This window comes from Thermus sp. (assembly GCF_037444525.1).
Lineage (GTDB): Bacteria > Deinococcota > Deinococci > Deinococcales > Thermaceae > Thermus.
Genome location: NZ_JBBIMD010000035.1, coordinates 1 through 22,979, shown reverse-complemented (window position 1 = coordinate 22,979; position 22,979 = coordinate 1). Strand labels below are relative to the sequence as shown.

The window sequence follows — 22,979 nt, the reverse complement described above, 5'->3', positions numbered from 1 at the left end:
GTCCGTTTCCCATCCGGGCGGTGCAGGTGGATGGGGGTAGCGAGTTTATGGCGGAGTTTGAGGAGGCCTGTAGGGGTTTGGGCATCCGGTTGTTTGAGCTTCCTCCGCGGAGTCCCAAGTTGAATGGGCATGTGGAGCGCATGCAGCGGGCGTTTCGGGACGAGTTTTACACGCGTCCTCTGCCTTCTGGGATTGAGGGGCTTCAGCGGGAGTTGGATGCGTATTTGGACTACTACAACGGGCGGAGGCTGCACCGGGCTTTGGGGGGTCTTGCGCCCTTGGAGTTCCTGGCTAAGCTCAAGGAGGAGGGGGTCCTCACAGAGTCTCAAATGTGCTGGCCAACTACATCTACTTGACCCCAAATGGCCCTTTGGCTAGACTCGTAGATGGCACTTGGAGAGGTGCCCGAGTGGCTGAAGGGACACGACTGGAAATCGTGTAGGCGGGCTTAAACCTGCCTCGCGGGTTCGAATCCCGCCCTCTCCGCCAACCCCCCTGGCCCCCAAGGCCGGGGGGTCTCTTTTGGGCTAGACTCGGGGCATGGGCAGCTTTGGGAAAGGAGGAGGCCAGCGCGCGTGAAGCCTTTACGCCTAGGGCTGGTGGCCTATCCGGGCCTTGGGGGTAGCGGCATCGTGGCCACGGAGCTCGCCGGCCGGCTCGCCCGGATGGGGCACGAGGTTTATCTCTTCGCCACGGAAAGGCCCTTTCGCCTCCCCAAGGGAAGCCTGGTGCGCTTCCTCCCGGTGGACCTCCCCTTCTACCCCGTCTTCCCCGGGCCCCTCTACACCCTCTCCCTGGCGGGGGTGCTGGAGCGGGAGGCTAAGCGGCTTGGGCTCGCCCTGGTCCACACCCACTACGCCATCCCCCACGCGGCCGCGGCCTTTTTGGCCTTTGGGGAAGGCTTTCCCCTGGTCCACACCCTCCACGGCACGGACGTCTCTGTCCTGGGCATGGACCCCGCCTTCCACGGCCCCACCAAAAGGGCCCTAAAGGCAGCCCGGGCCACCACCGCGGTGAGCCGGTCCCTGGCCCGGGAGGCGGAAAAGGCCTTTGGGGTAAAACCAACCGTCATCTACAACGCCGTGGACCCGGAACGGTTTTACCCCCGTCCCGAACGGAAGCGGCTTTACGCGGAGGAGGACGAGTGGCTCCTCATCCACGCCTCCAACTTCCGCCCCATCAAGAGGGTTCCGGACATCGTGCGGGCCTTCGCCAAGATCCGCAGGAAAGCCAAAGCCCGCCTCCTCCTGCTGGGCAAGGGCCCCGAGGAGGCCGAGGCCCGGCGGGTGGCTCGGGAGCTCGGGGTAGAGGCCTCCGTCACCTTCCACCCCCCTACGCCCCACCCCGAGGAGGTCCTGGGGGCCGGGGACCTCTTCCTCCTGGCCTCGGAGGAGGAGTCCTTTGGGCAGGCGGCCTTGGAGGCCTGGCCTCGGGGATACCGGTGGTGGCCACGGCGGTGGGGGGGGTGCCCGAACTGGTCACGGAGGAGGTGGGGCGGCTGGTGGAGCTTGGGGATCTGGAGGCCATGGCCGAGGCCGCCCTCGCCCTCCTCCAGGACCCCCGCTTCCCCGCGATCCGCGCCCGGGCCCGGGCCTACGCCGTGGAAGGCTTCCACCCCGAACGGATCACCCGGGCCTACCTGGAGATCTACGAGAGGAGCCTGGACTGAGGCCGGCCTCAGCGGGGTCTTCAGGCGTGGGCCACCAACTCCTTCTTCTTCCCCTTGGCCCTGGAAGACCTGGCCTTGGCCCGCTCCTCCAAGGCCTTCAAGCCCCCCACCAGGGCGAGGTCCAGGACCTCGTCCAGGTGTTCCACAAAGTGGAAGGCCATGTTTTGGCGGAGGGGCTTGGGGATGTCGGCGAGGTCCGACTCGTTCTGCTTGGGCAGGATGACCTCCCGGATCCCCGCGCGCCTGGCACCTAGGACCTTCTCCTTCACCCCCCCGATGGGGAGGACCCGCCCGGTGAGGGTGATCTCCCCGGTCATGGCCACGTCGTGCCGCACGGGCACCTCGGTGAGGGCCGAAACCAGGGCGCTCACAATGGCCACCCCGGCGGAGGGGCCCTCTTTGGGTATGCCCCCCGCAGGCACGTGGATGTGGATGTCGCTCTTCTCAAAGCGCTCTAAAGGGATGCCGAAGCGCTCGGCGTTCTTCTTGGCGTAGGAGAGGGCGGCCCGAGCGGACTCCTTCATCACGTCCCCAAGCTGCCCGGTCAGGATGAGGTTCCCCTTGCCGGGCATCACGGAGACCTCCACGAACATGATGTCCCCGCCCACAGGGGTGTAGTACATCCCCGTGGCCACCCCCACCTGGGGGCTTTTGGCCTCGGTCTCGGGGAGGAAGCGGGGCGGGCCCAGGTAGCGCTCCAGGTCCTTCTCCGTGATGCGCACCCGCCTCTTCCCCTCCTCCAGGATCTGCCGGGCGGCCTTGCGCAATAGGGCCCCGATCTCCCGCTCCAGCTGCCGCACCCCGGCCTCGCGGGTGTAGTGGGTGATGAGGCGCATCAAGGCGGCCTCGGTGAGGACCACCTGGCCCTCCGAAAGGCCGTTTTCCCGAAGCTGGCGGGGCAGGAGGTAGCGCTTGGCGATCTCCAGCTTCTCCTGTTCAATGTAGCTGGTGAACTCGATGACCTCCATCCGGTCCAGGAGGGGGGCCGGGATGGTTCCGAGGTAGTTGGCGGTGCAGATGAACATCACCTCGGAAAGGTCAAAGGGCACGCCCAGGTAGTGGTCCACAAACTCCTTGTTCTGGGCGGGGTCTAAGACCTCGAGGAGGGCCGCCGCCGGGTCCCCCTGGTAGGAGATGCCCAGCTTGTCCACCTCGTCCAGGAGGAAGACCGGGTTCTTGGTCCCCGCTTGGCGCAGGCCCTGAATGATCCGGCCGGGCATGGCCCCGATGTAGGTGCGGCGGTGGCCCCGGATATCCGACTCGTCCCGCACCCCACCCAAGGAGATGCGCACGTACTTCCGCCCCAGGGCCTCGGCGATGCTCTTGGCGATGGAGGTCTTGCCCACCCCGGGAGGCCCCACGAAGAGGAGGATGGGCCCCTTGTTCACCTCCTCCTCGGGGATCTCGCCCCGCTTGGCCCTTTCCATCTTAAGCTTGCGCACCGCCAGGTACTCCAGGACCCGGTCCTTGACCTTTTCCAGGCCGTAGTGGTCCCGCTCCAGGATCTCCTTGGCCCGCTTTAGGTCCAGGTTGTCCTCGGTGCGGGTGTTCCAGGGAAGGTGGACGATCCAGTCCAGGTAGGTGCGGATGACGCTGGCCTCCGCAGAGTCGGGATGCATGCGGGCCAAACGGTTGAGTTCCCGCTCCGCCTCCTGGCGGACCACGGGGGGTAGGTTCAGGGCCTCGAGCTTCTTCCTGAACTCCTCCACCTCCGCCTCGCCCTCTTCCCCGTGGAGCTCCCGCTGGATGGCCTTCATCTGCTCCCTGAGGAAGTACTCCCGCTGGTTGCGGTCAATCTCCTCCTTGACCTGCTGCTGGATCCGCCTTTGGGTTTCTATGAGCTCCAGTTCCGCCTCGAGGAGGACCAAAACCCGCTTGAGCCTTTCCCCCACGTCCGCGGTCTCCAGGACCTTCTGCTTGTCCTCCAAGCGGAAGTCCATGTGGAAGGCGATGTAGTCGGCAAGCTGGGAGGGGTCCTCCAGGTTCAGGATGAACTGGGCCACCTCGGGGGTGAGGTACTTCCCCTCCTTGAGGAGGGACTGGAACTTCTCCTTCACCTCCCGGATCAGGGCCTGGACCAGGATGGGGTCCGCGGGGAGGTCGGGGAGGACCTCCCCCTTGGCCTCGAGGTGGTCCCCCAGGTCCAGCCACTCCTTCACCCGCACCCGGGCGAAGGCCTGCACCAGGACCTGGACGGAACCGTCCGGGTTCTTGCGCATCTTGAGGATGTTGCAGACCGTACCCACCTCGTAGAGGTCGGAGGGCTTGGGGGTCTCCACCTCCTTGTCCCTCTGGCTCACGATGAGGAGCACCCGCTCCCGGGCCAGGGCCTCGTCAATCGCCCGGATGGAGATGGGACGCCCCGCGTCAATGGGCATCACCATGGTGGGGTAGATGACCGACCCCCTCACCGGGCATACGGGCAGGGTTTCTGGAAGCATGGGTTCCCTCCTTTCGTCTTGGGGTCTGGGCTCTCGTTCAGCCATAGTCTAAGCCTACCTATGTCAAGTTTACTGCGAAAGGGCTTTTAGTGCCAAGCCCCCGGGGCCGGGGCGGTATGCTGGGAAAGGCATGCGTCGGCTTCTCCTCCTTGGCCTCCTTATCCTGGGCCTGGCCCTGGCCCAGAAGAGCGGAGGCGGGGTGGGGGGTAGACCCTACGCCCCAAGCCCACCCCCCATGGCCCCCGGACCAGCCCCAGCCTACCCCATGCCCGCCCCCACCCTCCCCTACCCGGGGCCGGTGGTGGTCTACCCCGGAGGGGGTGGGGGCAGCCTCGGGGTCCTGCCGGTGCTGGTGTTCTTCGGCCTGGTGCTGGTGGGGGCCTGGATGGTCCAGGGGCTAAAGCGGGCGGGAGGAGGCCCGGCGGCGAGCCTAGCCCAGCTCCGGCTGGCCCTCCTGGTGCGGCCCGAGGTGCAAAGGGCCTTAAGGGTCCTGGCGGAGGGTGCGGACACCACCACGGCCAAGGGCCTGGCCGACCTCCTGGACGAGGCCGCGCTTCTCCTCCTACGGGAGGAGCCCGCCTGGCGCTTCGCCGGGTACCGGCAGGCGGAGGGAGACGAGGAGGAGATCCTGGGCCTCTTTGACGCTTGGATGCTGGAGGACCGGAGCACCTACCGGGAAACCTTCCGCCACTTTGAGGGAAAGAAAGTCCAAGAGCCTACCTACATCCCAAAGGTGGAGCCCGGGGGGCGGTACCTGGTGGCAAGCCTCCTCCTGGCGGAAAGGAGGCCCCTTCCCCCTAGGCCCCAAGCGCCCCTGGAGCGGCCCACGGCGCGGGCCCTTCTCCTCGCCTTTGCCGCCTCCACCCCCTACACCCTCCTGGCCGCCCACCTGGCCTGGACCCCGGAGAAGGAGGGGGAGGGGCTTACAGAGGAGGAGCTTCTTTTCCTCTTCCCGGGGCTGGACAAGGTGTAGGCGGGTGTAGATTGGGGTCGTGGTGCGGATCCACGGGCGACGCGTGGAGTTCCTTCCCCCGGAGGGCGCCCAGGCCCTCATCGGGGACTTCACCGACTGGGAGCGGAACCCCATCCCCTTGGAGGGCCCCGTCACCCTGGAGTTTCCCGAAGGGGCCTACGTGGAGTACGCCTTCCTGGACGAAAGGGGCACCCCCTTCCCCGACCCCGACAACCCTGAGCGGGCGGACAACCCCTGGTGGAGCTACCCCCGGGCCCTCCGCCTCCCCGGCTTCCGCTACGAGGCCCCGCCTGAACCCCAAGGGGAGCCAGAGGTGGCCCGGTACCGCCTGGAGGAGCGGCGCTTTTACGTGGCGGAGACAGGCCCACACCCCAAGGCCACGGTGGTGGCCCAAGACGGGGTGGCCTTCTACCGCACCGCAGGGCTCCACAGGGTGGCCCAGGCCCTTCACGAGCAAGGGGCGATCCCCCCGGTGCGCCTGGTCTTCGTGGAGCCCAAGGACCGCCGCCAGGAGTACTGGTTTGACGAAGCCTATGAGGGGGAGTTCCACCGGGTTCTCCTGGAAGTGGAAGGGGCCTATGGGCCCCTGGGGGAGGTGGTGCTGGTGGGGGCCTCCTTGGGGGGGCTTTTCTCCTTGTGGCAGGCCCTCCGCCACCCCAAACGCTTCCCCAAGGTGCTCGCCCTCTCCCCCGCCCTCAAGGCCCACCCCCAAGGGGGGGATACCTACACCGACCCCGAGTGGCTTACGGAGTGGTACGCCGAGGCCCAGCGCCTTCCCCGCGTGTACCTGGAGGTGGGGCTTTTGGAGTGGCTCCTCGCGCCAAGCCGCCGCTTCGCCGCCCTCCTGGCGGATAGGAAAGCCCCCCACGCCTACCGGGAGCGGCCCTCGGGGCACAACTGGGTCACCTGGAAGCAGGCCCTGGCCCCGGGACTCCGCTACCTGCTGGGGGAGGCATGAGCGGGGAAAGCCTCCTCGTCCTCCTCACGGTGGCGGTCCTGGAGGCCCTCCTTTCGGGTGACAACGCCATGGTGCTGGCGGTGATGGTAAAGCCCCTTCCCCCTACCCTTCGGACCCGGGCCCTCTTCTACGGCCTCCTCGGGGCCTACCTCTTAAGGGGGCTCGCCCTCCTCTTTGCGGTCTTCCTTATCCGGGTCTGGTGGATCCAGGTCCTGGGGGGGCTTTACCTGGTCCACCTCCTGGTCCAGCACCTAAGGCGGGAGGAGGAGGATAAAGCCCCGCCCGAGCTGGGGGCAACGGCGTTCTGGCGCGTCGTCCTCCTCATGAACCTGGTGGACCTGGCCTTTGCTGTGGACTCCATCCTTGCGGTGGTGGCCTTCTCCCGGGACCTCCTCTTGGTGTTTTTGGGGGTGGCGCTGGGCATCCTCTTCGTACGCCTGGCCGCGGGGTGGATGGTAGCCCTCATGGAGCGCCACCCAAGGCTGGAAACGGTGGCCTATCTCTTGGTGGGCTGGGCGGGGGTGAAGCTCCTTCTGGAAGGGGCGGGGGCTTACGCCGAGCTGGCCCACCTGGCCTTCATCCCCCATATGCCCAAGGCCTTCTTCTTCGCCGTGACCCTGGCCATCCTGGGGGTGGGGGTGGCTTACGCCCTGAGGAAGGATGCCTAGGGACTGGGAGGCCTTCTGGCGGGACTGGGAGGAGACCCGCCCCCCCGCCTTCGTGGTGCGGGCCTACGGGCCCTGCGTGCCAGAAGGCCCGGTGCTGGACCTGGCGGGAGGCCTGGGGCGGAACGCCAGGCCCTTCCTGGAAAAGGGGCAGCCCGTGGTCCTGGTGGAGCGGAGCCGGTCGGCCCTGGAAAAACTCCGGGGGATACCGGGGCTTACCCTTTTGGAGCTGGACCTCGAGGCCATAGACGCCCCCCTTCGCCTCCCCCCTGGGCCCTTTTCGGGCATCCTCCTCTGCTACTTCGTCCACCGCCCCCTCCTTAAGGCCCTGGGGGCCTTTCTAAAGCCCGGGGGGCTCCTATTGGTGGAGGGCTTCACGGAAAAGGAAGCGAGAAGGCGGGGGCGGGAAAGCCCCCACTACTGGGGCACTTACGAGCTCCTCACCCCTCCCCCGGGCCTAAGCCTTAGGGCCTACGGGGAGGGGTGGATGGAGGGGTACCGGGCCTTCGCCGTTTACCAGCGCCCCCTGGAAGCTCGGGTTCCCGTGGGGGCCCTTGACCCAGGCTTCCTCAGGCCGCCCTCCTAAGTACCCCACCGAAGCGAAAGCTTCGGTGGGGGCCCCAGAAAAAGGCCCAGACCGCCCCTGCCTCCAGCGCCCGTGAGGATTTTTGGATGCCCAGGCGCTTAGGAGGGGCTTAGGCCTTGAGGCGCGCCGCCAAAAGCTCGGCCACGTCCAAAACCTCAGGGGGTGCCTCGTCCTGGGCCACCTCCACGTTCATCATGGCCATGCAGAAGGGGCAGCCCGTGGCGATGGTCTTGGCCCCCGTGGCCTTGAGCTCCAGGTAGCGGTTTTGGGAGACCCGCATGGCCCCGGGCTCCTCCTCCTTCCAGAACTGGGCCCCACCCGCCCCGCAGCAGAAGCTCCGCTCCCTGGCCCTTGGGGGCTCCTCGAGGCGGAAGCCCACCCCCTTCAGCACCTCCCGGGGGGCCTCGTAGACCCCGTTGTGGCGGCCCAGGTAGCAGGGGTCATGGAAGACCACAGCCTCCGCCGCCCCTTCCACCTTTAGGTGCCCTTCCCTTAGGAGCTCGGCCAGGAACTCTGTGTGGTGCACCACCCGGTAGTGCCCGCCGAAGTCCTTGTACTCGTTCTTAAGGGTGTGCAGGCAGTGGGGGCAGGTGGTGACGATGGTCTTGGGGGCCACGGCGTTCAGGGTCTCCACGTTCTCCGTGGCCAGCTGGAAGAAGAGGTACTCGTTCCCGGCACGCCGGGCCGCGTCCCCCGTGCACTTCTCCTTTCGGCCCAAGACAGCCCAGTCCACCCCACTGGCGTTTAAGAGCTTGACCATGCTTCGGGCGATCTTCTGGGCGCGGGGGTCGTAGCTGGGGGCGCAGCCCACCCAGTAGAGGACCTCGGGGTGGGGCTTTTCCTCCACCGTGGGCACCTCTAGGCCCTCCGCCCAGTCCAGGCGCTTGTCCTGGCCGATGCCCCAGGGGTTGCCGGAGCGCTCCATGCCCCGGAAAGCGTTGTTGAGCTCCGTGGGGAACTCCCCCTCCATGAGTACCCTGGCCCGGCGCACGTCCAGGATGTGGAGCATGGGCTCGTTCCCCACCGGGCACACCTCTACGCAGGCCATGCAGGTGGTGCAGGCCCAAAGGGCCTCCTCGTTCATGGCGAAGTCCATGAGGGGCCTAGGGCTTTCCTTACCCGCGGCGAAGTCCTTAAGGATGCCGTTCAGCTCGTAGCGCTCGGAGATGACGATGGCCGCCGGGGAGAGGGCCTTGCCCGTGGTGTAAGCGGGACAGGCCTCCTGGCAGCGGTTGCACATGATGCAGGCGTAGGCGTCTAGAAGTCTTTTCCAGGAGAGGTCTTCCAGCTTCTCCACCCCGAACTTGGCGTCCTCCTTTTCAAAGTCTAAGGGCTTCAGCGCCCCGGGAACCTCCTTTTGGAAGGTGAGGTTGATGGGCCCCATGAAGAGGTGGATGTGCTTGGAGCGGGGGAAGTAGGGGAGGAAGAGGAGGATGGAGGCCAGGGCCCCCCACCAGAAGAAGTGCGCTCCAAAGGCCAGGGCCACCGGGGAAAGCCCAGCAAGCGCCCCCGCCACGAGGCTCGCCACCGGCTGGAAGGGGTCGGGCTCCGTCTGGGCCAGGTGGAAGGCCTTGGAGAGGAGGCGGCTGCCCACATGGAAGGTGATGAAGGCCCCCACGATGGCCGAGTCCCGGGGGATGCCCTGCCGCACCCGTTCGTGTAGGGGGGTCTTGGGGTTCCAGGTGAAGTCCTTGGGGGCCACTAGGTAGCGGCGGAGCATGAGGCCTAGGATGCCCACCAGGATGCCCGCGGTGAGGAGGTCCGCCAGGAGGTTAAAGGAGTTCCAAAGCCCTCCCCGGGTGTGGAGGGGGAAGAAGCCCTCCAACAGGTCCACCAGGTTCACCAGGAGGTAGTAGACGAAGCCGTAAAAGACAAAGGCGTGGAGGAGGGAGACCAGAGGGCGCCTTTTGAAGACCGTCTGCTGGGTGAGGGTGAGCCAAAGGGCCCGCCCGATGCGCTCCGGCAGGCGGTCAAACCGGTCCTCGGGGGCACCCCGGCGGATGGCCCGGTACACCCGGGCGAAGCCCTGGTAAGCGTAGTAGAGGCTGAAGGCTGCGAGCAGGATAAAGAGGAGTTTCTCCGGCAGGGTCAGCATGGGTCTGACCTCCTTATACTGGGTAAAAGTTTACCCTATCCCACCGCGAAGGCAAGGGTAGAATACCCCTTTGTGGAAACCGTAGCCCTGGCCATGCTTCTCTTCTTCGGCCTCCTTAACCTTTGGGTCTTCCGCCGTTTCCAAAAGCCCCTCCTCCCCCTCCTTCTCGCCCTCTTCCTAAGCCTCTTCGCCTTTTTCCTCTCCCCTGTCCTGGGGCTCCTCCTTTTCCTCGTGGGGCAGACCCTGGCCTTTTACGCTGCGGGAAAGAGGTAGAAGCTTAGGAGGGCCACCAAGGCCCCTAAGAGCGCCCCCACCAGGACCTCCAGGTAGGTGTGGCCCAGAAGCTCCTTCAGGGGCCCGGGGGCGGGGCCTTTGCGAAGCACCTCCTGGAGCTCCTGAACCAGTTGGTTGAGGAGCTGGGCGTGGAGACCTGCGGCGCGGCGGATCCCCGTGGCGTCGTACATGACGATGAGGGCCAAGACCGCAGCCACGGCAAAGAGGGTGCTGCCAAACCCCTCCTTGAGCCCCACCCCCACCGCCAGGGCGCTCACCGTGGCCGAGTGGCTGGAGGGCATCCCCCCGGTTTCCAGAAAGCGCGCCCACTGGAAGCGGCCCTCGAGGCGGTAGTAGAGGAGAAGCTTCAGGGTCTGGGCCACCAGGTTGGCGGCCATGGCGGTCCAAAAGACCTGGTTAAGAAGAAGCTCCATGGCGCCGGAGGAGGGCGGCCTTCAGGGTGTTGTGCATGAGCATGGCCACGGTCATGGGGCCCACGCCCCCTGGGACAGGGGTGAGGGCCGAGGCCACCTCGGCCACCTCGGGGTGCACGTCCCCCAGGAGCTTTTCCCCCACCCGGTTGATCCCCACGTCCACCACGATGGCCCCAGGGCGCACCCAGTCCTTCCCCACCAGGTGGGGGCGGCCTGCGGCCACCACCAGGACCTCCGCCCTCCTCGCCACCTCCTGTAGGGCCTCGGTCTTAGAGTGGGCCAGGGTCACGGTGGCGTCCTCCCGGAGGAGGAGGGCCGCCAGGGGCTTCCCCACGATGTTAGAGCGGCCGATGATCACCGCCTCCTTCCCCTTCAGGTCCACCCCGTAGTGCTTTAAGAGGCGGACCACCCCCAAGGGGGTGCAAGGGAAAAGCCCCTCCCCCCCGCTCCAAAGCCGCCCCACGTTTAGGGGGTGGAAGCCGTCCACGTCCTTGAGGGGATCTATGGCCTCGAGGACCCGCTCCGGGCGGATGTGGCGGGGCAAGGGAAGCTGGACCAGAATGCCGTCCACCTCGGAATCGGCGTTGAGCTCCTGGATGCGCCGGAGGAGGGCCTCTTCCGGGAAGTCCTCGGGGTAGACCTCCACCTGGCTCCGGTAGCCTAAGGCGCGGGCCCTCTTGTCCTTGAGCCGCACGTAGGCCACTGAGGCTGGGTCCTCCCCCAGGCGGAGGACCCGCAAGAAAGGGGTGAAGGGAAGCCCTTGGAGGCGGGCCTTAAGCTCGGCGTAAACCGCCTCGGCCGCCTCGTGCCCGGAAAGGAGACGGGCCGCCACCCTAGGCCTCCTTGGGCACCGCCTGGAGGGTGCCCTCCTGGATGCGGCGGTAGACCCTGCCCAAAACCCCGTTCACGAAGGCCCCCGAGTGTTCCCCCCCGTAGCGCTTGGCGATCTTCACCGCCACCTCGATGAGGGGGGCAAAGGGGGTGGGCTCAAAGAGCATCTCGTAGACGGCGAGTCGGAGGACAGTGAGGTCGGTCTTGGACATCTGGGCAAAGTCCCAGCCTTCCACCGTCTCCTTCAGCACGCGGTCCACCTCCTCCTGGTGGGCCTTAAAGCCCGAAAGGAGCCTGCGGGCAAAGGCCACCCCCTCCTCGTCCAGGGGGTCCCCATAGGGGTCCTCCTCCCCCCCCATGGCGGAAAGGGTGTGCTGGAGGGCCTCTTCCAGGTCCACCCCACCTTGGGTGTGGGCAAAAAGGGCCCGCATGGCCAGTTCCCTAGCCCTGCGCCGCATGGGCCTCCTTGGGGTACTCCACCTGGGCTATGGTGAGGTTCACCGCCCTCACCTTCTCCCCGGTGGCCAGGTAAAGGGCCTCGGCCACCCCCTTCTGCACCTTAGGGGCCAGCTCGGGGATGGGGAGGCCGTAGTCCACGGAAAGCACCAGGTCCGCGCTCAAGCCCTCGGGGGTCCTCTCCACCCGCACGGGCCGGGCCCGCTTGAAGACCTCGCCCAGGGAGCGGGGGATGGCCTCCAAGGGGCGCACGCCCTTGAACTCCGTGAGGGCATGGAGGACCAAGGCCTCCAACGCCTGGTCGCTGATCTCGTAATCCACCATCACACGCCCAGTCTACAGCTCCATGCGCCGGACCACGAAGTTGGTGTAGACCGCCCCCCGGCGGAAGAAGGCGTTCTGAAGGACCTTCTGGTGGAAGGGGATGGTGGTCTTCAGGCCGGGGCCCTCGATGACCGTCTCGGAAAGGGCGCGCTCCATGCGCCGGATGGCCTCCTCCCGGCTTGGGGCCCAGGCGATGACCTTGGCGACGAGGCTGTCGTAGTGGGGGGGGATCTGGTAGCCCGCGTAGAGGTGGCTTTCCACCCGGATGCCGGGACCCCCAGGGAAGAGGAGGGTCTCCACCTTGCCGATGGAGGGTCTAAAGCCCCGCTGGGGGTCCTCGGCGTTCACCCGCACCTCTATGGCGTGCCCCCGCACCTCGATGTCCTCCTGCCTGAGCCAAAGCTTCTCCCCCATGGCGATGCGGAACTGGGCCTGGACCAGGTCAATCCCGGTGATCATCTCCGTCACCGGGTGCTCCACCTGGATGCGGGTGTTCATCTCAATGAAGTAGAAGTTTCCCTCCTTGTCCACCAAAAACTCCAAGGTGCCCGCGGACACATACCCCACGTGCTCCGCCAAGCGCCTTGCGGCCTCGGCGATGGCCCTTCGGGTCTCCAAGGGGAGGACGCTTGGGGCTTCCTCCAGAAGCTTCTGGTGGCGGCGCTGGATGGAGCAGTCCCGCTCCCAAAGGTGGACCACCCTTTCCCCGTCCCCCAGGACCTGGATCTCTATGTGCTTGGGCTCCTCTATGTACTTCTCCAGGTAGACCGCGGGGTTACCGAAGGCCGCCCGGGCCTCCTCTTGGGCCTGCTGCACGGCCCGCTCCAGCTCCTCTTCCGTGTGCACCACCCGCATCCCCCGGCCTCCGCCCCCAGCGGAGGCTTTCAGGATCACGGGGTAGCCGATCTCCTGGGCGGCGCGCTTGGCGTCCTCGAGGCTCTCCAACTCGTCCGTGCCCGGCACCGTGGGCACCCCCGCCTCCCGGGCCACCTTCCTGGCGGTGGCCTTATCCCCCAACGCCTTCATGTTCTCAGGGGTGGGGCCGATGAAGGTGAGGCCGTGCTCCCGGCACATCTCCGCGAAGAGGGCGTTTTCCGCCAGGAAACCGTAGCCCGGGTGGATGGCGTCCGCCCCTGTGACGATGGCCGCGGAAAGGATGTTGGGGATGTTGAGGTAGCTCTGGCCCGAGGGGGGCGGGCCGATGCAGATGGCCTCGTCCGCAAGGAGCACAGGGAGGCTCTTCTCGTCCGCGGTGGAGTGGGCCACCACGGTCTTGATTCCAAGCTCCTTGGCCGCCCGGATGATCCTGAGGGCGATCTCCCCCCGGTTGGCGATGAGGACTTTCTTCATACCGGCTGGATGAGGAAAAGGAGCTGCCCGTACTCCACGGGCTCCCCATTTTGCACCAGGATCTTCTTTACGATGCCGGAAACCTCGGACTCAATCTCGTTCATGAGCTTCATGGCCTCTATGATGCAGAGGACCTGGCCCTTCTCCACCCGGTCCCCCTCCTTCACGTAGGGGGGCGCGTCCGGGGCGGGGGCGCGGTAGAAGGTGCCCACGATGGGGGCCCGCACCTCCACGCACCCCGCGCATTCCGCCTCGGACGAAGGGGGGGGTTGGGGGGCCTCGGCGGGCGCGGGGGCCGCAGGGGCCGGGGAGGGTGCGGCCACGGGGGCAGCGGGGAGGGGCTGGGGCGGGGGTGCGGGCTGGGGCACCGCCACCACCTGCACCTCCCCTCCTCGCCGTACGGTGAGCTTGTAGTCCGGGGTTTCCAGGGTGAGCTCGTTCACCCCGTACTCCACGAGAGCCTGGAGGATCTGTTTCAACTCCTTGGCCGTCATAGGGCACACCTCGGGGCCAAGCTTACCCCAAGCCGGGGGTCTTTTTTCTGATACCAGGTTAAGAACAAACCCCCGGGAGGCCCCGGGGGTAGGCCTCTCCCCCAAGGGTCAGGCCCGGCCCACGTAGGCCCCGGTGCGGGTGTCTACCTTGATGACCTCCCCGGGCTCCACGAAAAGGGGCACCTGGACCACGGCCCCCGTCTCCAGGGTGGCGGGCTTGGAACCCCCGGAGACCGTGTCCCCCCGCACGCCCGGAGGCGTGTCCACCACCTTGAGCTCCACCACCGTGGGGGGGGTGACCTTCAGGGGACGGCCCTCGTACATGTCCCCGAGAACGGTCATGCCCTCCTTTAGGAACTGCCAGGCCTCCACCCGGCTTTTGGGCACGTGGAACTGCTCGTAGGTCTCGAGGTCCATGAGGACCAGCTCCTCCCCCTCGGGGTAGAGGTACTGGAGCTCCCGGGTTTCCACGTAGATGTCCTCCAGCTTTTCCCCGGAGTTGAAGGTGCGCTCAATGGTGGCCCCCGTCTCCAAGTTCTTGAACTTGGCCACCACCTTGGCCCCGCCGCGGCCAATCTTTTGGTGCTGGTACTCCACGCACTCAAAGAGGCCGCCCTCCATCTTCACCTTGGTGCCGGGTCGTAAATCGGTTACGCTGATCATGCGTCCTCCTTAAGGTCCAGGACCTGGGGCCGAAGCCCTAAGAGGTCAATATACCGAAGATACTCTGCCTCGGTCAGCTCGCGCCCCGCCAAGGCCACCAGCATGGCTTCCATGACGTTGGTGCCGAAGCTCCGGCCCCCTAGCCTGGGGGTGGTGGTGATAAGCCTCGCCACCCCCCGCGCCCTCAGGAAGGCCAGGTCCTCCTCGGTGGTGGTGTTGGTGAGCACGGTCTTGCCCCCCATGTCCTCGGGCATGTAGCGCCGGAGGTAGTGCCAGTCCCCCGCCACCAGATCGGCCCAACGGTAGTAGCGGCTCCGCCAGTCGGCCACGGCCTTCTCCTGCTCCTTGCCCGTGGGGTAAAGGAGGGTGAAGGGAAGCTGGGTGAGGAGGGGGAGAAGGAGGTAAGCGAGCTTCTGCAGGAAGGAGAGGCTATAGAGGGGGATGGGCAGGCCCAAGGCGAAGATGAAGTCCCCATAGAGCACCCTGGCCCCCGCCTCGTCCAAGGCCTCCGCCAGGCCGAAGCGGTCCACGGCGGAGGGAAGAAGAACCTTGGTGTTCTTCCAGTCTATCAGGGAGGAAAGCGCCCGCACCGCCTGACGCTCCAGGGTGTGCTTAAGGCCCGAGCCGTCCACCACCGGGGTCCTCTCCGCCGCCCGCTTGAGCTTGAGGGCATCCCGGATGGCGTAGCGCCGCCCCCCGGCCCAAAGGTAAAGGTCTATCCCCCCCAGGCCAATGGCGTCCACCTTCCCATCCAGTTCCCGGATGAGGGCGATGGCCCGGGCCATGTCCCCATCCGTGCCCCGCCTTTCCAGCACCACCTTTTCCCCAAGGAGCTCCACCTCCACCCGGGCATCCCGCCGGCTGGAGCCCAGGGAGACACTCACCACGTGTTTCGCCACGAGGGGCTATTGTAGCCCAAGGTAGAGGCCCAGGGCTAGGGCCAGGAGGGCAAGGGCCAGGAAGACCCCTGCCCCCCTAACCCCCAGGACCCGGGCCAGGGCCCAAAGGACGCCAAGCCCAAAGGCCAGGGCGTAAAGGAGGCGGTCGGGGCGGGCCAAAACCTCTTCCATACCCCAAGGTTACCGGAAAACCCGCCCCAGGAAGGCGGCTACCCGGGCGCGGAAGCGGGCCTCCGCCTCTCCCCGGAACAGGTGGCCCGCAGGGTAGCTGAAGCACTCCACGGGCTTTTTCAGGGCCTTAAGCCGCTGGCAGAGGGTCCAGGACCACTCCGGGGGTACCTGGGCATCCCGGAGGCCGTGGTGGACACTAAAGGGAACGCGGAGGTCCTCGAGGTAGGTCCAGGCGGAATAGGCCCTAAGGGCCTCTTGGGAAAGGGTAAGGCGCTCATCCCCCCGGGTACCCCCAGACCAGAAGTGGATCCTATCCAGATTGAGCCACTCGTCCCCGCTCATGCTCCCGTAGAGAACCACCCCCCGTAGGCCCGGGTCCACCAGGGCCACGATCTGGGCCACCCCACCCCCCATGGAGTGGCCGAGGAGGGCGATCCGGGTGGGGTCGGCCTGGGGCAAGGCCCCCTTTCGCACCTCCGCCAGGAGGTTCAGGACGTCCACCGCATAGGGGTGGCGGAGGCCCCGGGCAGGGGCCCCTTCCGAGGGGGGGTGGCCCCGGTAGTTGGGGTGCAGGACCAAAAAGCCCTGCTCCGCTAGCCAGTCCGCGTAGGGGGTGGTGTAGGCGAGGAGGCGGTAGCGGCTGGGCTCCACGTAGCCGTGGAGGACCACCACCACGGGAAAAGGGCCCTTCCCCTTTGGAAGGTTGGCGAAGCCGTGGACCCGAAGCCCCTCGGAGAGGTGGGAGAAGTGCACCCGGGTGAAGCGGGGCCCTTCCTCCAAGACCCTTTCCACCCGGAACCCCCCCTCCCCGTAGGCGCGGGCCCGAAGCTCGGGGAGGGTGTACTGGGCCAAGACCACCCCCCAAACCAGAGCCAAAACCCCTAGGGCGCGCATGGCCTAAGGGTAAGGAGCCTAAGCGGGGGAAAAGGTGGCTTACCCCACCCGGAGCCAGCCCGCCTGCAGGCCCTTAAGCCCGATGGCGTGGTAGACCAGCTGGGCCGCGGTCATCTCCGCGTGAAACTGGCCGCTCGGAGAAAGCTCCACGAAGTCCATCCCCACCACCTCCTTGGCCTGGAAGACCGCCTCCAGGAGATCCACCACCTGGCGGTAGGAAAGCCCGCCCGGCAATGGAGTCCCCACGCTGGGCATGACCGAGGGGTCCAGGGCGTCGAAGTCCAGGCTGATGTAAACCCGCGCCCCTAAAGCCTCGAGGATCTCCTCCACGGGCAGCCCCTCCCGATGGATGCGGTGGGCGGGGAAGAGGGCCACGCCCTTTTCCCGGGCAAGGACCAAGGCGTCCCGGTCCATGGCGCGGATCCCCACCTGCACCAGGGGAAAGCCCTCCTGGAGGAGGCGGTGGAAGGGGCTGGCGTGGGAGTAGGCTGAGCCCTGCCACTCGGGGTAGAGGTCCGCGTGGGCGTCAATCTGCAGGAGGGAGAACCCCCCCAAGGCCTCCCGGTGGGCCAGGGCCAGGGGGTGGACGATGGAGTGGTCCCCACCGAGGCTCACCACGAACTTCCCCGCCCGGAGGTGCTTGAGGGCCTCCTCGTAGATGAGGCGGTGGCTCGCCTCCCCGCTCCCCGCCACGAAGGGCACAGGACCTAGGGCGTGGATCCCCACCTCCTCCGGGGCCACTCCGAGCTCCAGGAGGAAAGGCTCCAGTTCCCGGCTCGCCAGGAGGATGGCCTCCGGGCCCCTTCGGGCCCCGGGCAGGAAGGAGAGGGAGAGGTCGTAGGGCACGGGGAGGACCACCACCCGGGCTTCCTCGTAAGGGGTCTGTACCTCGCCAAAAGGCAGCATACCCCGGGGATGATACGGCTAGCCCTCGAGGAAGTAAAGCTCCAAGAGGCGGAGAAGGGCCAGAACCCCGCGCTCAAAATCCCGGATGCGGATGTGCTCGTTGGGGCTGTGGACCCGGCTTCCCGGGTAGCCCACCCCCAAACCCACCGCGGGGGCTTGGAGGTGGTGGAGAAAGGGGTGCATGGGCCCCGAGCCCGCCATGTTGGGGTAGAGCACGGCCCTTTCCCCAAAGGCCTCCTCCAAGGCCCTCCTTGCCAGGGCTACGAAAGGGTGGGCGAGGTCGCTCCTCGCCGGGGCCTCCCCTTTCTCCAGCACCACCACCTCCACGTCGCGGAAGCCGTGGGCCTCGAGGTGGCGCCGGAGGAGGAGGGGGATCTCCTCCGGGTCCTGGTCCGGCACCAGGCGCACGTCCAGCTTGGCGTAGGCCTCCGCGGGAAGGACGGTCTTGGAGCCCGGCCCCCCGTAGCCCGCGTGGAAGCCGTTGAAGTTGATGCAGGGCTCGGCGTAAAGCCGCTGGTTGAACTCCAGGTTGCGCGCGCCCCCCAGGAAATCCCGTACCCCGAAGGCCTCCTTCAGGGCCTCAGACTCGTCTGGGATCTCCGCCAGCACCTCCACCTCCAGGGGGGTGAGGGGCCGGACCCTTTGGTAAAAGCCTTCCACCAACACCCGGCCCTCCTCGTCCCGTAACGAGGCCAGGGCCCGGCTTAGGCGGTAGATGGGGTTTTCCACCACCGCCCCGTAGGAGGAGTGGAGGTCAAAGGCCGCGGTCTTCACCCGTAGCTCCAGGGCCACGATGCCCTTAAGCCCCGCGTAGAGGTAGGGCCGCCCCCTGGCGTCCACCCCCCCCGCCTCCCAGAGGATGGCCTCCGCCCTTAGGGCCTCCTTGTGGTCCCGCACGAAGTCGGCAAGGTGAGGGCTTCCCACCTCCTCCTCCCCCTCCACCACGAAGCGCACCCGGGGAAGAAAGCCGTGCTTCTCCCGGAAAAGCCTCAGGGCCACCACCCGGGCCACCAGCTCCCCCTTGTCGTCGTGAGCCCCCCGGGCGTACCATGCCCCCTCCTTCTCCACCAGGGCGAAGGGGTCTGTGGCCCAAAGCTCCAAGGGGTCTGGAGGCTGGACATCGTAGTGGTTATAGAAAAGAAGGGTCTTCTCCTCCTCCCCACCCTCCGCCACCACTACCGGGGGGCCATAGCCCCGCTTGAGCTCCGCCCGGAGGCCCAGCCCCTCCAGGACCTCCGCCACCTTGCGGGCCCCTTCTTCCAGGGCGCGGCCTTCCGCGCTTACGGTGGGCAGGGCCACCAGCTCCGCCAAAAGGGCCTTTGCCTCCTCCAAAAAGGCCTTCATGGTAAGCTGAGCATACTATGGTGGAACCCACCCTGGTCCTCTACGGGGCCCTCTACGAAAAGGCGGTGGAGGTCCTGGAGGAAACCTTGCGGGAAACCGGGGCCCGCTACGCCCTTTTGGTGGACCGCAAGGGCTTCGTCCTGGCCCACAAGGAGGCCCTTTGGGCCCCCAAGCCCCCGCCCCTAGACTCCCTCGCCACCCTGGCTGCGGGGAACGCCGCCGCCACCCAAGCCCTGGCCAAGCTCCTGGGGGAGGTGCGCTTCCAAGAGATCCTCCACCAAGGGGAGCGCACCGGGCTTTACATGGACGAGGCCGGGGAGTACGCCCTTCTCCTCGTGGTCTTTGACGAGAGCGCCCCCCTGGGCAAGGTGAAGCTCTACGGCAAACGGGCCGCGGAAGCCCTTTCCCGGCTGGTGGAGGAGGCCATGGCCAACCCCCCCAAGCTCAACCTGGACACGGAGTACCGCGAAGGAGCTAAGGCGCTCCTAGACGAGCTTTTTGGCAACTAGCATGAGCACCATCAACTTCGCCAACCGCGAGATCAACTTCAAGATCGTCTACTATGGCCCAGGCCTCTCTGGCAAGACCACCAACCTCAAGTGGATCTACGGCAAGATCCCCGAGGGGCACAAAGGGGAGATGATCTCCCTGGCCACGGAGGACGAGCGCACCCTCTTCTTTGACTTCCTGCCCCTGGACCTGGGAGAGGTGAAGGGCTTCAAAACCCGCTTCCACCTCTACACCGTGCCCGGCCAGGTCTTCTACAACGCAAGCCGCAAGCTCATCCTCCGGGGGGTGGACGGCATCGTCTTCGTGGCGGACTCGGCCCCAAACCGCCTAAGGGCCAACGCGGAGAGCATGCGCAACATGCGGGAGAACCTGGCGGAGTACGGCCTCAAGCTGGAGGACATTCCCATCGTCCTCCAGGTGAACAAGCGCGACCTCCCCGACGCCCTCCCCGTGGAGATGGTCCGGGCGGTGGTGGACCCCGAGGGGCGCTTCCCCGTCTTTGAGGCCGTGGCCACGGAGGGCAAAGGGGTGTTTGAAACCCTGAAGGAGGTGAGCCGCCTGGTCCTCGCCCGGGTGGGCAGCGGAGCCTAGGCCTCGAGGCCCCGCGGAGGTCCGCGGGGCCTCCACATACCCCTGACACGTACCTAGATCACGGAAAACTTTTACAAGCGAAGGGGCAAAAGTCCCAAGAAGTCTTTTTAATAAGGGACAAATGTACCTCCCCATCTAAGGGGGTTTTGGCTACCATGAACTCCGTATACGGCAACCGCCGTGGAGGGAGGCACGGGTATGGAAGAAAAACCGGTTGGGGCTTTAGGCGTCATCGTGGTCCTCAGCATCACCATCCTGGTGTTCTGGCTGGGGGTATACGCCCTTTTCTTCGCCCGGGGGTAGGGTATGGACGAGCACAAGGTGCATAAGGCCATCCTGGTCTACGAGCGGGCTTGGATCGCCTTTTCCGTGGTGATGGTCCTCCTCTTCGTGGTCCTCATCGGCTACACCTTGGCCACCCACACCGCCGGGGCCATCCCCGCGGGGAAGCTGGAGCGGGTGGACCCCACCAAGGTGCGCGCGGAGGGCCCCTGGGCCGAACCGGCCCAGGCGGTGGTCCAGACCGGGCCTAACCAGTACACGGTCCACGTCCTGGCCTTCGCCTTCGGCTACCAGCCCAACCCCATTGAGGTGCCCAAGGGGGCGGAGATCGTCTTCAAGGTCACCAGCCCCGATGTGATCCACGGCTTCCACGTGGAGGGCACCACCATCAACGTGGAGGGCCTGCCCGGGGAGGTCTCCACCGTGCGCTACACCTTCAAGAAGGCCGGGGAGTATCGGATCATCTGCAACCAGTACTGCGGCCTCGGGCACCAGAACATGTTCGGCACGATTGTGGTGAAGGAGTAAACCATGGCGGCGCGAGTCGGTGAGATGAGCCGCGTGTACGCGGCCTATCCAGAGAAGAAGGCCACCCTCTACTTCCTGGTCCTGGGGTTCATGGCGGTGATCGTGGGGAGCCTCTTCGGCCCCTTCCAGGCCCTGAACTACGGGAACGTGGACGCCTATCCCCTCCTTAAGCGCCTCCTGCCCTTCGTCCAGTCCTACTACCAGGGCCTGACCCTGCACGGGGTCTTAAACGCCATCGTCTTCACCCAGCTCTTCGCCCAGGCCATCATGGTCTACCTCCCCGCCCGGGAGCTCAACCTGAGGCCCAACATGGGCCTCATGTGGCTCTCTTGGTGGATGGCCTTCATTGGCCTCGTCATCGCCGCCTTACCCCTTCTTGCCAACGAGGCCACGGTGCTCTACACCTTCTACCCTCCCCTCAAGGGGCACTGGGCCTTTTACCTAGGGGCCAGCGTCTTCGTGCTCTCCACCTGGGTGAGCATCTACCTTGTCCTGGACCTCTGGCGGCGCTGGAAGGCCAAGAACCCCGGCCAGCCCACGCCCCTCGTCACCTACATGGCGGTGACCTTCTGGCTTATGTGGTTCATCGCCTCCATCGGGCTGGTGCTGGAGGCGGTCCTCTTCCTCCTCCCCTGGTCCTTTGGGCTCATCCAGGGGGTAGACCCCCTCATCGCCCGCACCCTCTTCTGGTGGACGGGCCACCCCATCGTCTACTTCTGGCTCCTGCCCGCCTACGCCATCCTCTACACCGTCCTGCCCAAGCAGGCCGGGGGTAAGCTCATCTCCGACCCCCTGGCCCGGATCGTCTTCCTCCTCTTCCTCCTCCTCTCTACCCCCGTGGGCTTTCACCACCAGTTCGCCGACCCCGGCATTGACCCCACCTGGAAGATGATCCACTCCGTCCTCACCCTCTTCGTAGCAGTGCCTAGCCTCATCACCGCCTTCACCATCGCCGCGAGCCTCGAGATCGCCAGCCGCATGCGGGGCGGGAAGGGGCTGTTTGGCTGGATCAAGGCCCTCCCTTGGGATAACCCCGCCTTTGTAGCCCCCGTCTTGGGCCTTCTGGGCTTTATCCCTGGGGGGGCAGGGGGCATCGTGAACGCCAGCTTCACCCTGGACTACGTGGTTCACAACACCGCCTGGATCGCCGGCCACTTCCACCTGCAGGTGGCCAGCCTGGTCACCCTCACCGCCATGGGCTCCCTCTACTGGCTCATCCCTAACCTCACGGGCAAGCCCATCACGGATGGGCAACGGCGGCTCGGCCTGGCGGTGGTGTGGCTCTGGTTCCTGGGGATGATGATCATGGCTTTGGGCCTCCACTGGGCAGGCCTCCTCGGGGTGCCCCGCCGGTCCTACATCGCCCAGGTGCCAGACGCCTACCCCCAAGCGGCGGTGCCCATGGTGTTCAACGTGGTGAGCGGCATCGTTCTCCTCGTAGCTCTCCTCCTCTTCATCTATGGGCTTTTCAGCATCCTCCTCTCCGCCCGGCGAGACCCCGCCCTGGCCGAGGCCCCTGTGCCTTTCGCGGAGGTGATCTCGGGGGCTGAGGACCGCCGGATCATCCTGGCCCTGGACCGCATGGGCTTCTGGTTCGCGGTGGCGGTAATCCTGGTCCTCCTGGCCTACGGGCCCACCCTGGTCCAGCTCTTCAGCAACCTGAACCCCGTACCGGGCCTGCGCCTCTGGTAGGGGACTTCCCTCCCTGGGGGCCCAAAGCCCCCAGGGGTATCCTTTAGGGGATGGGCTTCATTGCCGGTCCCTGGCTTCCCTGGGTGGTGGGGCTGGAGCTTGCCCCCTTTTTCCTGCAGTTTTTGGGCCTGAGCCTGGGGGAGGCCCTGGGCCAAGGGCTTTGCGGGAGTGCCCTTGGGGTCTCGGAGGTGGAGGCCGTGCGCTACGGCTTGGTGAGCGAGTACTTCCTCTACGGGCGGCTCTTCCTGGTTCTCCTAGCCCTAAAGGCCACCTACGCCCTGGCCCTTCTGGTCCTCCGGTTCATGTATCCCGAGGAAGGCCCCCCCTTTGCAAGAGGGGTCTGGCGGGTGGGGGGGGGGGGTGGGGCTCTCCTGGACCTACCTCGGGCTTTTCCTCCTCACCCGCACCCTGCCCCTTCCCCTCGGCACCCCCCTAGGTCCCGCCCTCCTGGCCCCAGCCCCCCCGGACCCTTTAAGCCTCCTCATGGCCTTGCCCGAGGTCCCTCTCCTTTACCTCCTTTACCGGGGGAGGCCATGAACCTACCCCCTACCCTCTGGCTCCTTGGCCTGGTGAGCCTCCTCATGGACGTGGCCAGCGAGATGGTCTACCCCCTTCTGCCCCTCTTTTTGGTGAGCCTGGGGGCGGGCACGGCCACGGTGGGCCTAGTGGAGGGGGTGGCGGAGGCCACGGCGAGCCTCTTCAAGGTGGTGGGGGGACGGATTTCGGACCGCATGGGGCAAAGGCGCCCCTTACTCCTTTTGGGCTACGGCCTCCCCGCCCTTTTCCGGCCCCTTCTCGCCCTGGCCACCCTTCCAGGCCACGTCCTCCTCTACCGCTTCCTGGACCGGATGGGCAAGGGCCTGCGCGCCGCACCCCGGGATGCCCTCATCGCGGAAACCGTTCCCCAGGAAGCCTTGGGCCGGGCCTATGGCCTCCATCGGGGCCTGGAC

At 66.5% G+C, this 22,979-nt stretch carries 25 protein-coding genes, 1 tRNA gene and 2 pseudogenes; 14 read left to right on the top strand and 14 right to left on the bottom strand.

The window, feature by feature from the left end; translation table 11 throughout:
• From WKI94_RS07150 to bshA, 3 genes and pseudogenes are all read left to right on the top strand, one after another.
• A pseudogene (locus WKI94_RS07150) lies at positions 1-442 on the top strand (integrase core domain-containing protein); the annotation flags it as partial.
• A tRNA-Ser gene (locus WKI94_RS07145) sits at positions 396-489 on the top strand. The pseudogene WKI94_RS07150 and the gene WKI94_RS07145, both read left to right, overlap by 47 nt.
• 86 nt (positions 490-575) lie before the next feature.
• A pseudogene (gene bshA, locus WKI94_RS07140) lies at positions 576-1,669 on the top strand (N-acetyl-alpha-D-glucosaminyl L-malate synthase BshA).
• Between the two features lie 20 nt (positions 1,670-1,689).
• Here bshA and lon read toward each other — a convergent pair.
• Entirely contained in the window at positions 1,690-4,110 is a 2,421-nt protein-coding gene (gene lon / locus WKI94_RS07135; RefSeq protein ID WP_337845077.1) for an endopeptidase La, read from the bottom strand.
• Positions 4,111-4,240: 130 nt separating this feature from the next.
• Between lon and WKI94_RS07130 the strand changes: the two genes are divergently transcribed.
• The 4 genes from WKI94_RS07130 to WKI94_RS07115 are packed head-to-tail and all read left to right on the top strand — an operon-like array spanning position 4,241 to position 7,292.
• Positions 4,241-5,083 carry a DUF1517 domain-containing protein gene (locus tag WKI94_RS07130; protein ID WP_337845076.1) on the top strand — a complete coding sequence of 281 codons (843 nt, stop codon included), beginning with the start codon at positions 4,241-4,243 and terminating at the stop codon, positions 5,081-5,083.
• 19 nt (positions 5,084-5,102) lie between these two features.
• Positions 5,103-6,041 carry an alpha/beta fold hydrolase gene (locus WKI94_RS07125; RefSeq protein ID WP_337845075.1) on the top strand — a complete coding sequence of 313 codons (939 nt, stop codon included), beginning with the start codon at positions 5,103-5,105 and terminating at the stop codon, positions 6,039-6,041.
• The gene (locus WKI94_RS07120) at positions 6,038-6,709 is read left to right on the top strand and encodes a hypothetical protein (RefSeq protein WP_337845074.1); all 672 of its coding nucleotides are present in this window, start codon (positions 6,038-6,040) and stop codon (positions 6,707-6,709) included. Before WKI94_RS07125 ends, WKI94_RS07120 begins: the two co-directional genes overlap by 4 nt.
• Positions 6,702-7,292 (top strand): class I SAM-dependent methyltransferase, encoded by a 591-nt coding sequence (locus WKI94_RS07115; RefSeq protein ID WP_337845073.1) that lies wholly within the window; start codon positions 6,702-6,704, stop codon positions 7,290-7,292. Before WKI94_RS07120 ends, WKI94_RS07115 begins: the two co-directional genes overlap by 8 nt.
• Positions 7,293-7,401: 109 nt before the next feature.
• On the opposite strand, the gene WKI94_RS07110 is transcribed toward WKI94_RS07115, so the two are convergent.
• Entirely contained in the window at positions 7,402-9,387 is a 1,986-nt protein-coding gene (locus tag WKI94_RS07110) for a (Fe-S)-binding protein (RefSeq protein ID WP_337845072.1), read from the bottom strand.
• A 72-nt stretch (positions 9,388-9,459) separates the two neighbouring features.
• Between WKI94_RS07110 and WKI94_RS07105 the strand changes: the two genes are divergently transcribed.
• Positions 9,460-9,660, top strand: a complete 201-nt coding sequence (locus WKI94_RS07105) for a hypothetical protein (RefSeq protein WP_337845071.1) — start codon at positions 9,460-9,462, stop codon at positions 9,658-9,660.
• Here the strand turns inward: WKI94_RS07105 and WKI94_RS07100 are convergent.
• The 12 genes from WKI94_RS07100 to WKI94_RS07045 all read right to left on the bottom strand — a co-directional run bounded on the left by WKI94_RS07100 (position 9,639) and on the right by WKI94_RS07045 (position 18,426).
• The gene (locus tag WKI94_RS07100) at positions 9,639-10,094 is read right to left on the bottom strand and encodes a divergent PAP2 family protein (RefSeq protein ID WP_337845070.1); all 456 of its coding nucleotides are present in this window, start codon (positions 10,092-10,094) and stop codon (positions 9,639-9,641) included. The two genes, WKI94_RS07105 and WKI94_RS07100, sit on opposite strands and share 22 nt — an antisense overlap.
• Positions 10,078-10,926 (bottom strand): tetrahydrofolate dehydrogenase/cyclohydrolase catalytic domain-containing protein, encoded by an 849-nt coding sequence (locus tag WKI94_RS07095; RefSeq protein WP_337845069.1) that lies wholly within the window; start codon positions 10,924-10,926, stop codon positions 10,078-10,080. Before WKI94_RS07095 ends, WKI94_RS07100 begins: the two co-directional genes overlap by 17 nt.
• Before the next feature lies 1 nt (position 10,927).
• Positions 10,928-11,383: a transcription antitermination factor NusB gene (gene nusB / locus WKI94_RS07090; RefSeq protein ID WP_337845068.1), complete on the bottom strand. Its 456-nt coding sequence runs from the start codon at positions 11,381-11,383 to the stop codon at positions 10,928-10,930.
• Positions 11,367-11,705 (bottom strand): Asp23/Gls24 family envelope stress response protein, encoded by a 339-nt coding sequence (locus WKI94_RS07085; RefSeq protein ID WP_337845079.1) that lies wholly within the window; start codon positions 11,703-11,705, stop codon positions 11,367-11,369. The genes nusB and WKI94_RS07085 overlap by 17 nt, the downstream gene beginning before the upstream one ends.
• 12 nt (positions 11,706-11,717) lie before the next feature.
• Entirely contained in the window at positions 11,718-13,055 is a 1,338-nt protein-coding gene (gene accC, locus WKI94_RS07080) for an acetyl-CoA carboxylase biotin carboxylase subunit (RefSeq protein ID WP_337845067.1), read from the bottom strand.
• Positions 13,052-13,549 (bottom strand): acetyl-CoA carboxylase biotin carboxyl carrier protein, encoded by a 498-nt coding sequence (accB, locus tag WKI94_RS07075; RefSeq protein WP_337845066.1) that lies wholly within the window; start codon positions 13,547-13,549, stop codon positions 13,052-13,054. Before accB ends, accC begins: the two co-directional genes overlap by 4 nt.
• Before the next feature lie 108 nt (positions 13,550-13,657).
• Positions 13,658-14,212, bottom strand: coding sequence for an elongation factor P (efp, locus tag WKI94_RS07070; RefSeq protein ID WP_337845065.1), 555 nt, complete (start codon positions 14,210-14,212; stop codon positions 13,658-13,660).
• Positions 14,209-15,111 carry a quinate 5-dehydrogenase gene (locus WKI94_RS07065; protein ID WP_337845064.1) on the bottom strand — a complete coding sequence of 301 codons (903 nt, stop codon included), beginning with the start codon at positions 15,109-15,111 and terminating at the stop codon, positions 14,209-14,211. Before WKI94_RS07065 ends, efp begins: the two co-directional genes overlap by 4 nt.
• 6 nt (positions 15,112-15,117) lie before the next feature.
• Positions 15,118-15,282 carry a hypothetical protein gene (locus WKI94_RS07060; protein ID WP_337845063.1) on the bottom strand — a complete coding sequence of 55 codons (165 nt, stop codon included), beginning with the start codon at positions 15,280-15,282 and terminating at the stop codon, positions 15,118-15,120.
• A gap of 9 nt (positions 15,283-15,291) precedes the next feature.
• The gene (locus WKI94_RS07055; RefSeq protein WP_337845062.1) at positions 15,292-16,176 is read right to left on the bottom strand and encodes an alpha/beta fold hydrolase; all 885 of its coding nucleotides are present in this window, start codon (positions 16,174-16,176) and stop codon (positions 15,292-15,294) included.
• 39 nt (positions 16,177-16,215) lie between these two features.
• Positions 16,216-17,082: an agmatinase gene (speB, locus tag WKI94_RS07050; protein ID WP_337845061.1), complete on the bottom strand. Its 867-nt coding sequence runs from the start codon at positions 17,080-17,082 to the stop codon at positions 16,216-16,218.
• Between the two features lie 18 nt (positions 17,083-17,100).
• Positions 17,101-18,426 carry a M20/M25/M40 family metallo-hydrolase gene (locus tag WKI94_RS07045; protein WP_337845060.1) on the bottom strand — a complete coding sequence of 442 codons (1,326 nt, stop codon included), beginning with the start codon at positions 18,424-18,426 and terminating at the stop codon, positions 17,101-17,103.
• A gap of 17 nt (positions 18,427-18,443) precedes the next feature.
• On the opposite strand from WKI94_RS07045, the gene WKI94_RS07040 reads away from it, so the two are divergent.
• The 6 genes from WKI94_RS07040 to WKI94_RS07015 all read left to right on the top strand — a co-directional run.
• Positions 18,444-18,935 carry a roadblock/LC7 domain-containing protein gene (locus WKI94_RS07040; protein WP_337845059.1) on the top strand — a complete coding sequence of 164 codons (492 nt, stop codon included), beginning with the start codon at positions 18,444-18,446 and terminating at the stop codon, positions 18,933-18,935.
• Between the two features lies 1 nt (position 18,936).
• The gene (locus tag WKI94_RS07035; protein ID WP_337845078.1) at positions 18,937-19,527 is read left to right on the top strand and encodes an ADP-ribosylation factor-like protein; all 591 of its coding nucleotides are present in this window, start codon (positions 18,937-18,939) and stop codon (positions 19,525-19,527) included.
• 198 nt (positions 19,528-19,725) lie between these two features.
• Complete coding sequence (locus WKI94_RS07030; protein WP_337845058.1) at positions 19,726-19,830, top strand: cytochrome c oxidase subunit 2A; 105 nt, start codon at positions 19,726-19,728, stop codon at positions 19,828-19,830.
• 3 nt (positions 19,831-19,833) lie between these two features.
• The gene (locus tag WKI94_RS07025) at positions 19,834-20,337 is read left to right on the top strand and encodes a cytochrome C oxidase subunit II (protein ID WP_337845057.1); all 504 of its coding nucleotides are present in this window, start codon (positions 19,834-19,836) and stop codon (positions 20,335-20,337) included.
• A 3-nt stretch (positions 20,338-20,340) separates the two neighbouring features.
• Entirely contained in the window at positions 20,341-22,029 is a 1,689-nt protein-coding gene (locus tag WKI94_RS07020; RefSeq protein ID WP_337845056.1) for a b(o/a)3-type cytochrome-c oxidase subunit 1, read from the top strand.
• A gap of 50 nt (positions 22,030-22,079) precedes the next feature.
• The coding region (locus WKI94_RS07015; protein ID WP_337845055.1) for an MFS transporter at positions 22,080-22,979 on the top strand (900 nt) is incomplete at its 3' end.

Excerpts from the sequence above, each read along its gene's own strand:
- WKI94_RS07085 (WP_337845079.1), bottom strand. The coding sequence starts at position 11,705 with ATGGTGGATTACGAGATCAGCGACCAGGCGTTGGAGGCCTTGGTCCTC.
- WKI94_RS07110 (WP_337845072.1), bottom strand. The coding sequence starts at position 9,387 with ATGCTGACCCTGCCGGAGAAACTCCTCTTTATCCTGCTCGCAGCCTTC.
- accC (WP_337845067.1), bottom strand. The coding sequence starts at position 13,055 with ATGAAGAAAGTCCTCATCGCCAACCGGGGGGAGATCGCCCTCAGGATC.
- WKI94_RS07025 (WP_337845057.1), top strand. The coding sequence starts at position 19,834 with ATGGACGAGCACAAGGTGCATAAGGCCATCCTGGTCTACGAGCGGGCT.
- WKI94_RS07120 (WP_337845074.1), top strand. The coding sequence starts at position 6,038 with ATGAGCGGGGAAAGCCTCCTCGTCCTCCTCACGGTGGCGGTCCTGGAG.
- WKI94_RS07100 (WP_337845070.1), bottom strand. The coding sequence starts at position 10,094 with ATGGAGCTTCTTCTTAACCAGGTCTTTTGGACCGCCATGGCCGCCAAC.
- efp (WP_337845065.1), bottom strand. The coding sequence starts at position 14,212 with ATGATCAGCGTAACCGATTTACGACCCGGCACCAAGGTGAAGATGGAG.
- WKI94_RS07055 (WP_337845062.1), bottom strand. The coding sequence starts at position 16,176 with ATGCGCGCCCTAGGGGTTTTGGCTCTGGTTTGGGGGGTGGTCTTGGCC.
- WKI94_RS07030 (WP_337845058.1), top strand. The coding sequence starts at position 19,726 with ATGGAAGAAAAACCGGTTGGGGCTTTAGGCGTCATCGTGGTCCTCAGC.
- accB (WP_337845066.1), bottom strand. The coding sequence starts at position 13,549 with ATGACGGCCAAGGAGTTGAAACAGATCCTCCAGGCTCTCGTGGAGTAC.
- lon (WP_337845077.1), bottom strand. The coding sequence starts at position 4,110 with ATGCTTCCAGAAACCCTGCCCGTATGCCCGGTGAGGGGGTCGGTCATC.
- speB (WP_337845061.1), bottom strand. The coding sequence starts at position 17,082 with ATGCTGCCTTTTGGCGAGGTACAGACCCCTTACGAGGAAGCCCGGGTG.
- WKI94_RS07040 (WP_337845059.1), top strand. The coding sequence starts at position 18,444 with ATGGTGGAACCCACCCTGGTCCTCTACGGGGCCCTCTACGAAAAGGCG.
- WKI94_RS07060 (WP_337845063.1), bottom strand. The coding sequence starts at position 15,282 with ATGGAAGAGGTTTTGGCCCGCCCCGACCGCCTCCTTTACGCCCTGGCC.
- WKI94_RS07045 (WP_337845060.1), bottom strand. The coding sequence starts at position 18,426 with ATGAAGGCCTTTTTGGAGGAGGCAAAGGCCCTTTTGGCGGAGCTGGTG.
- WKI94_RS07035 (WP_337845078.1), top strand. The coding sequence starts at position 18,937 with ATGAGCACCATCAACTTCGCCAACCGCGAGATCAACTTCAAGATCGTC.
- nusB (WP_337845068.1), bottom strand. The coding sequence starts at position 11,383 with ATGCGGCGCAGGGCTAGGGAACTGGCCATGCGGGCCCTTTTTGCCCAC.
- WKI94_RS07130 (WP_337845076.1), top strand. The coding sequence starts at position 4,241 with ATGCGTCGGCTTCTCCTCCTTGGCCTCCTTATCCTGGGCCTGGCCCTG.
- WKI94_RS07020 (WP_337845056.1), top strand. The coding sequence starts at position 20,341 with ATGGCGGCGCGAGTCGGTGAGATGAGCCGCGTGTACGCGGCCTATCCA.
- WKI94_RS07115 (WP_337845073.1), top strand. The coding sequence starts at position 6,702 with ATGCCTAGGGACTGGGAGGCCTTCTGGCGGGACTGGGAGGAGACCCGC.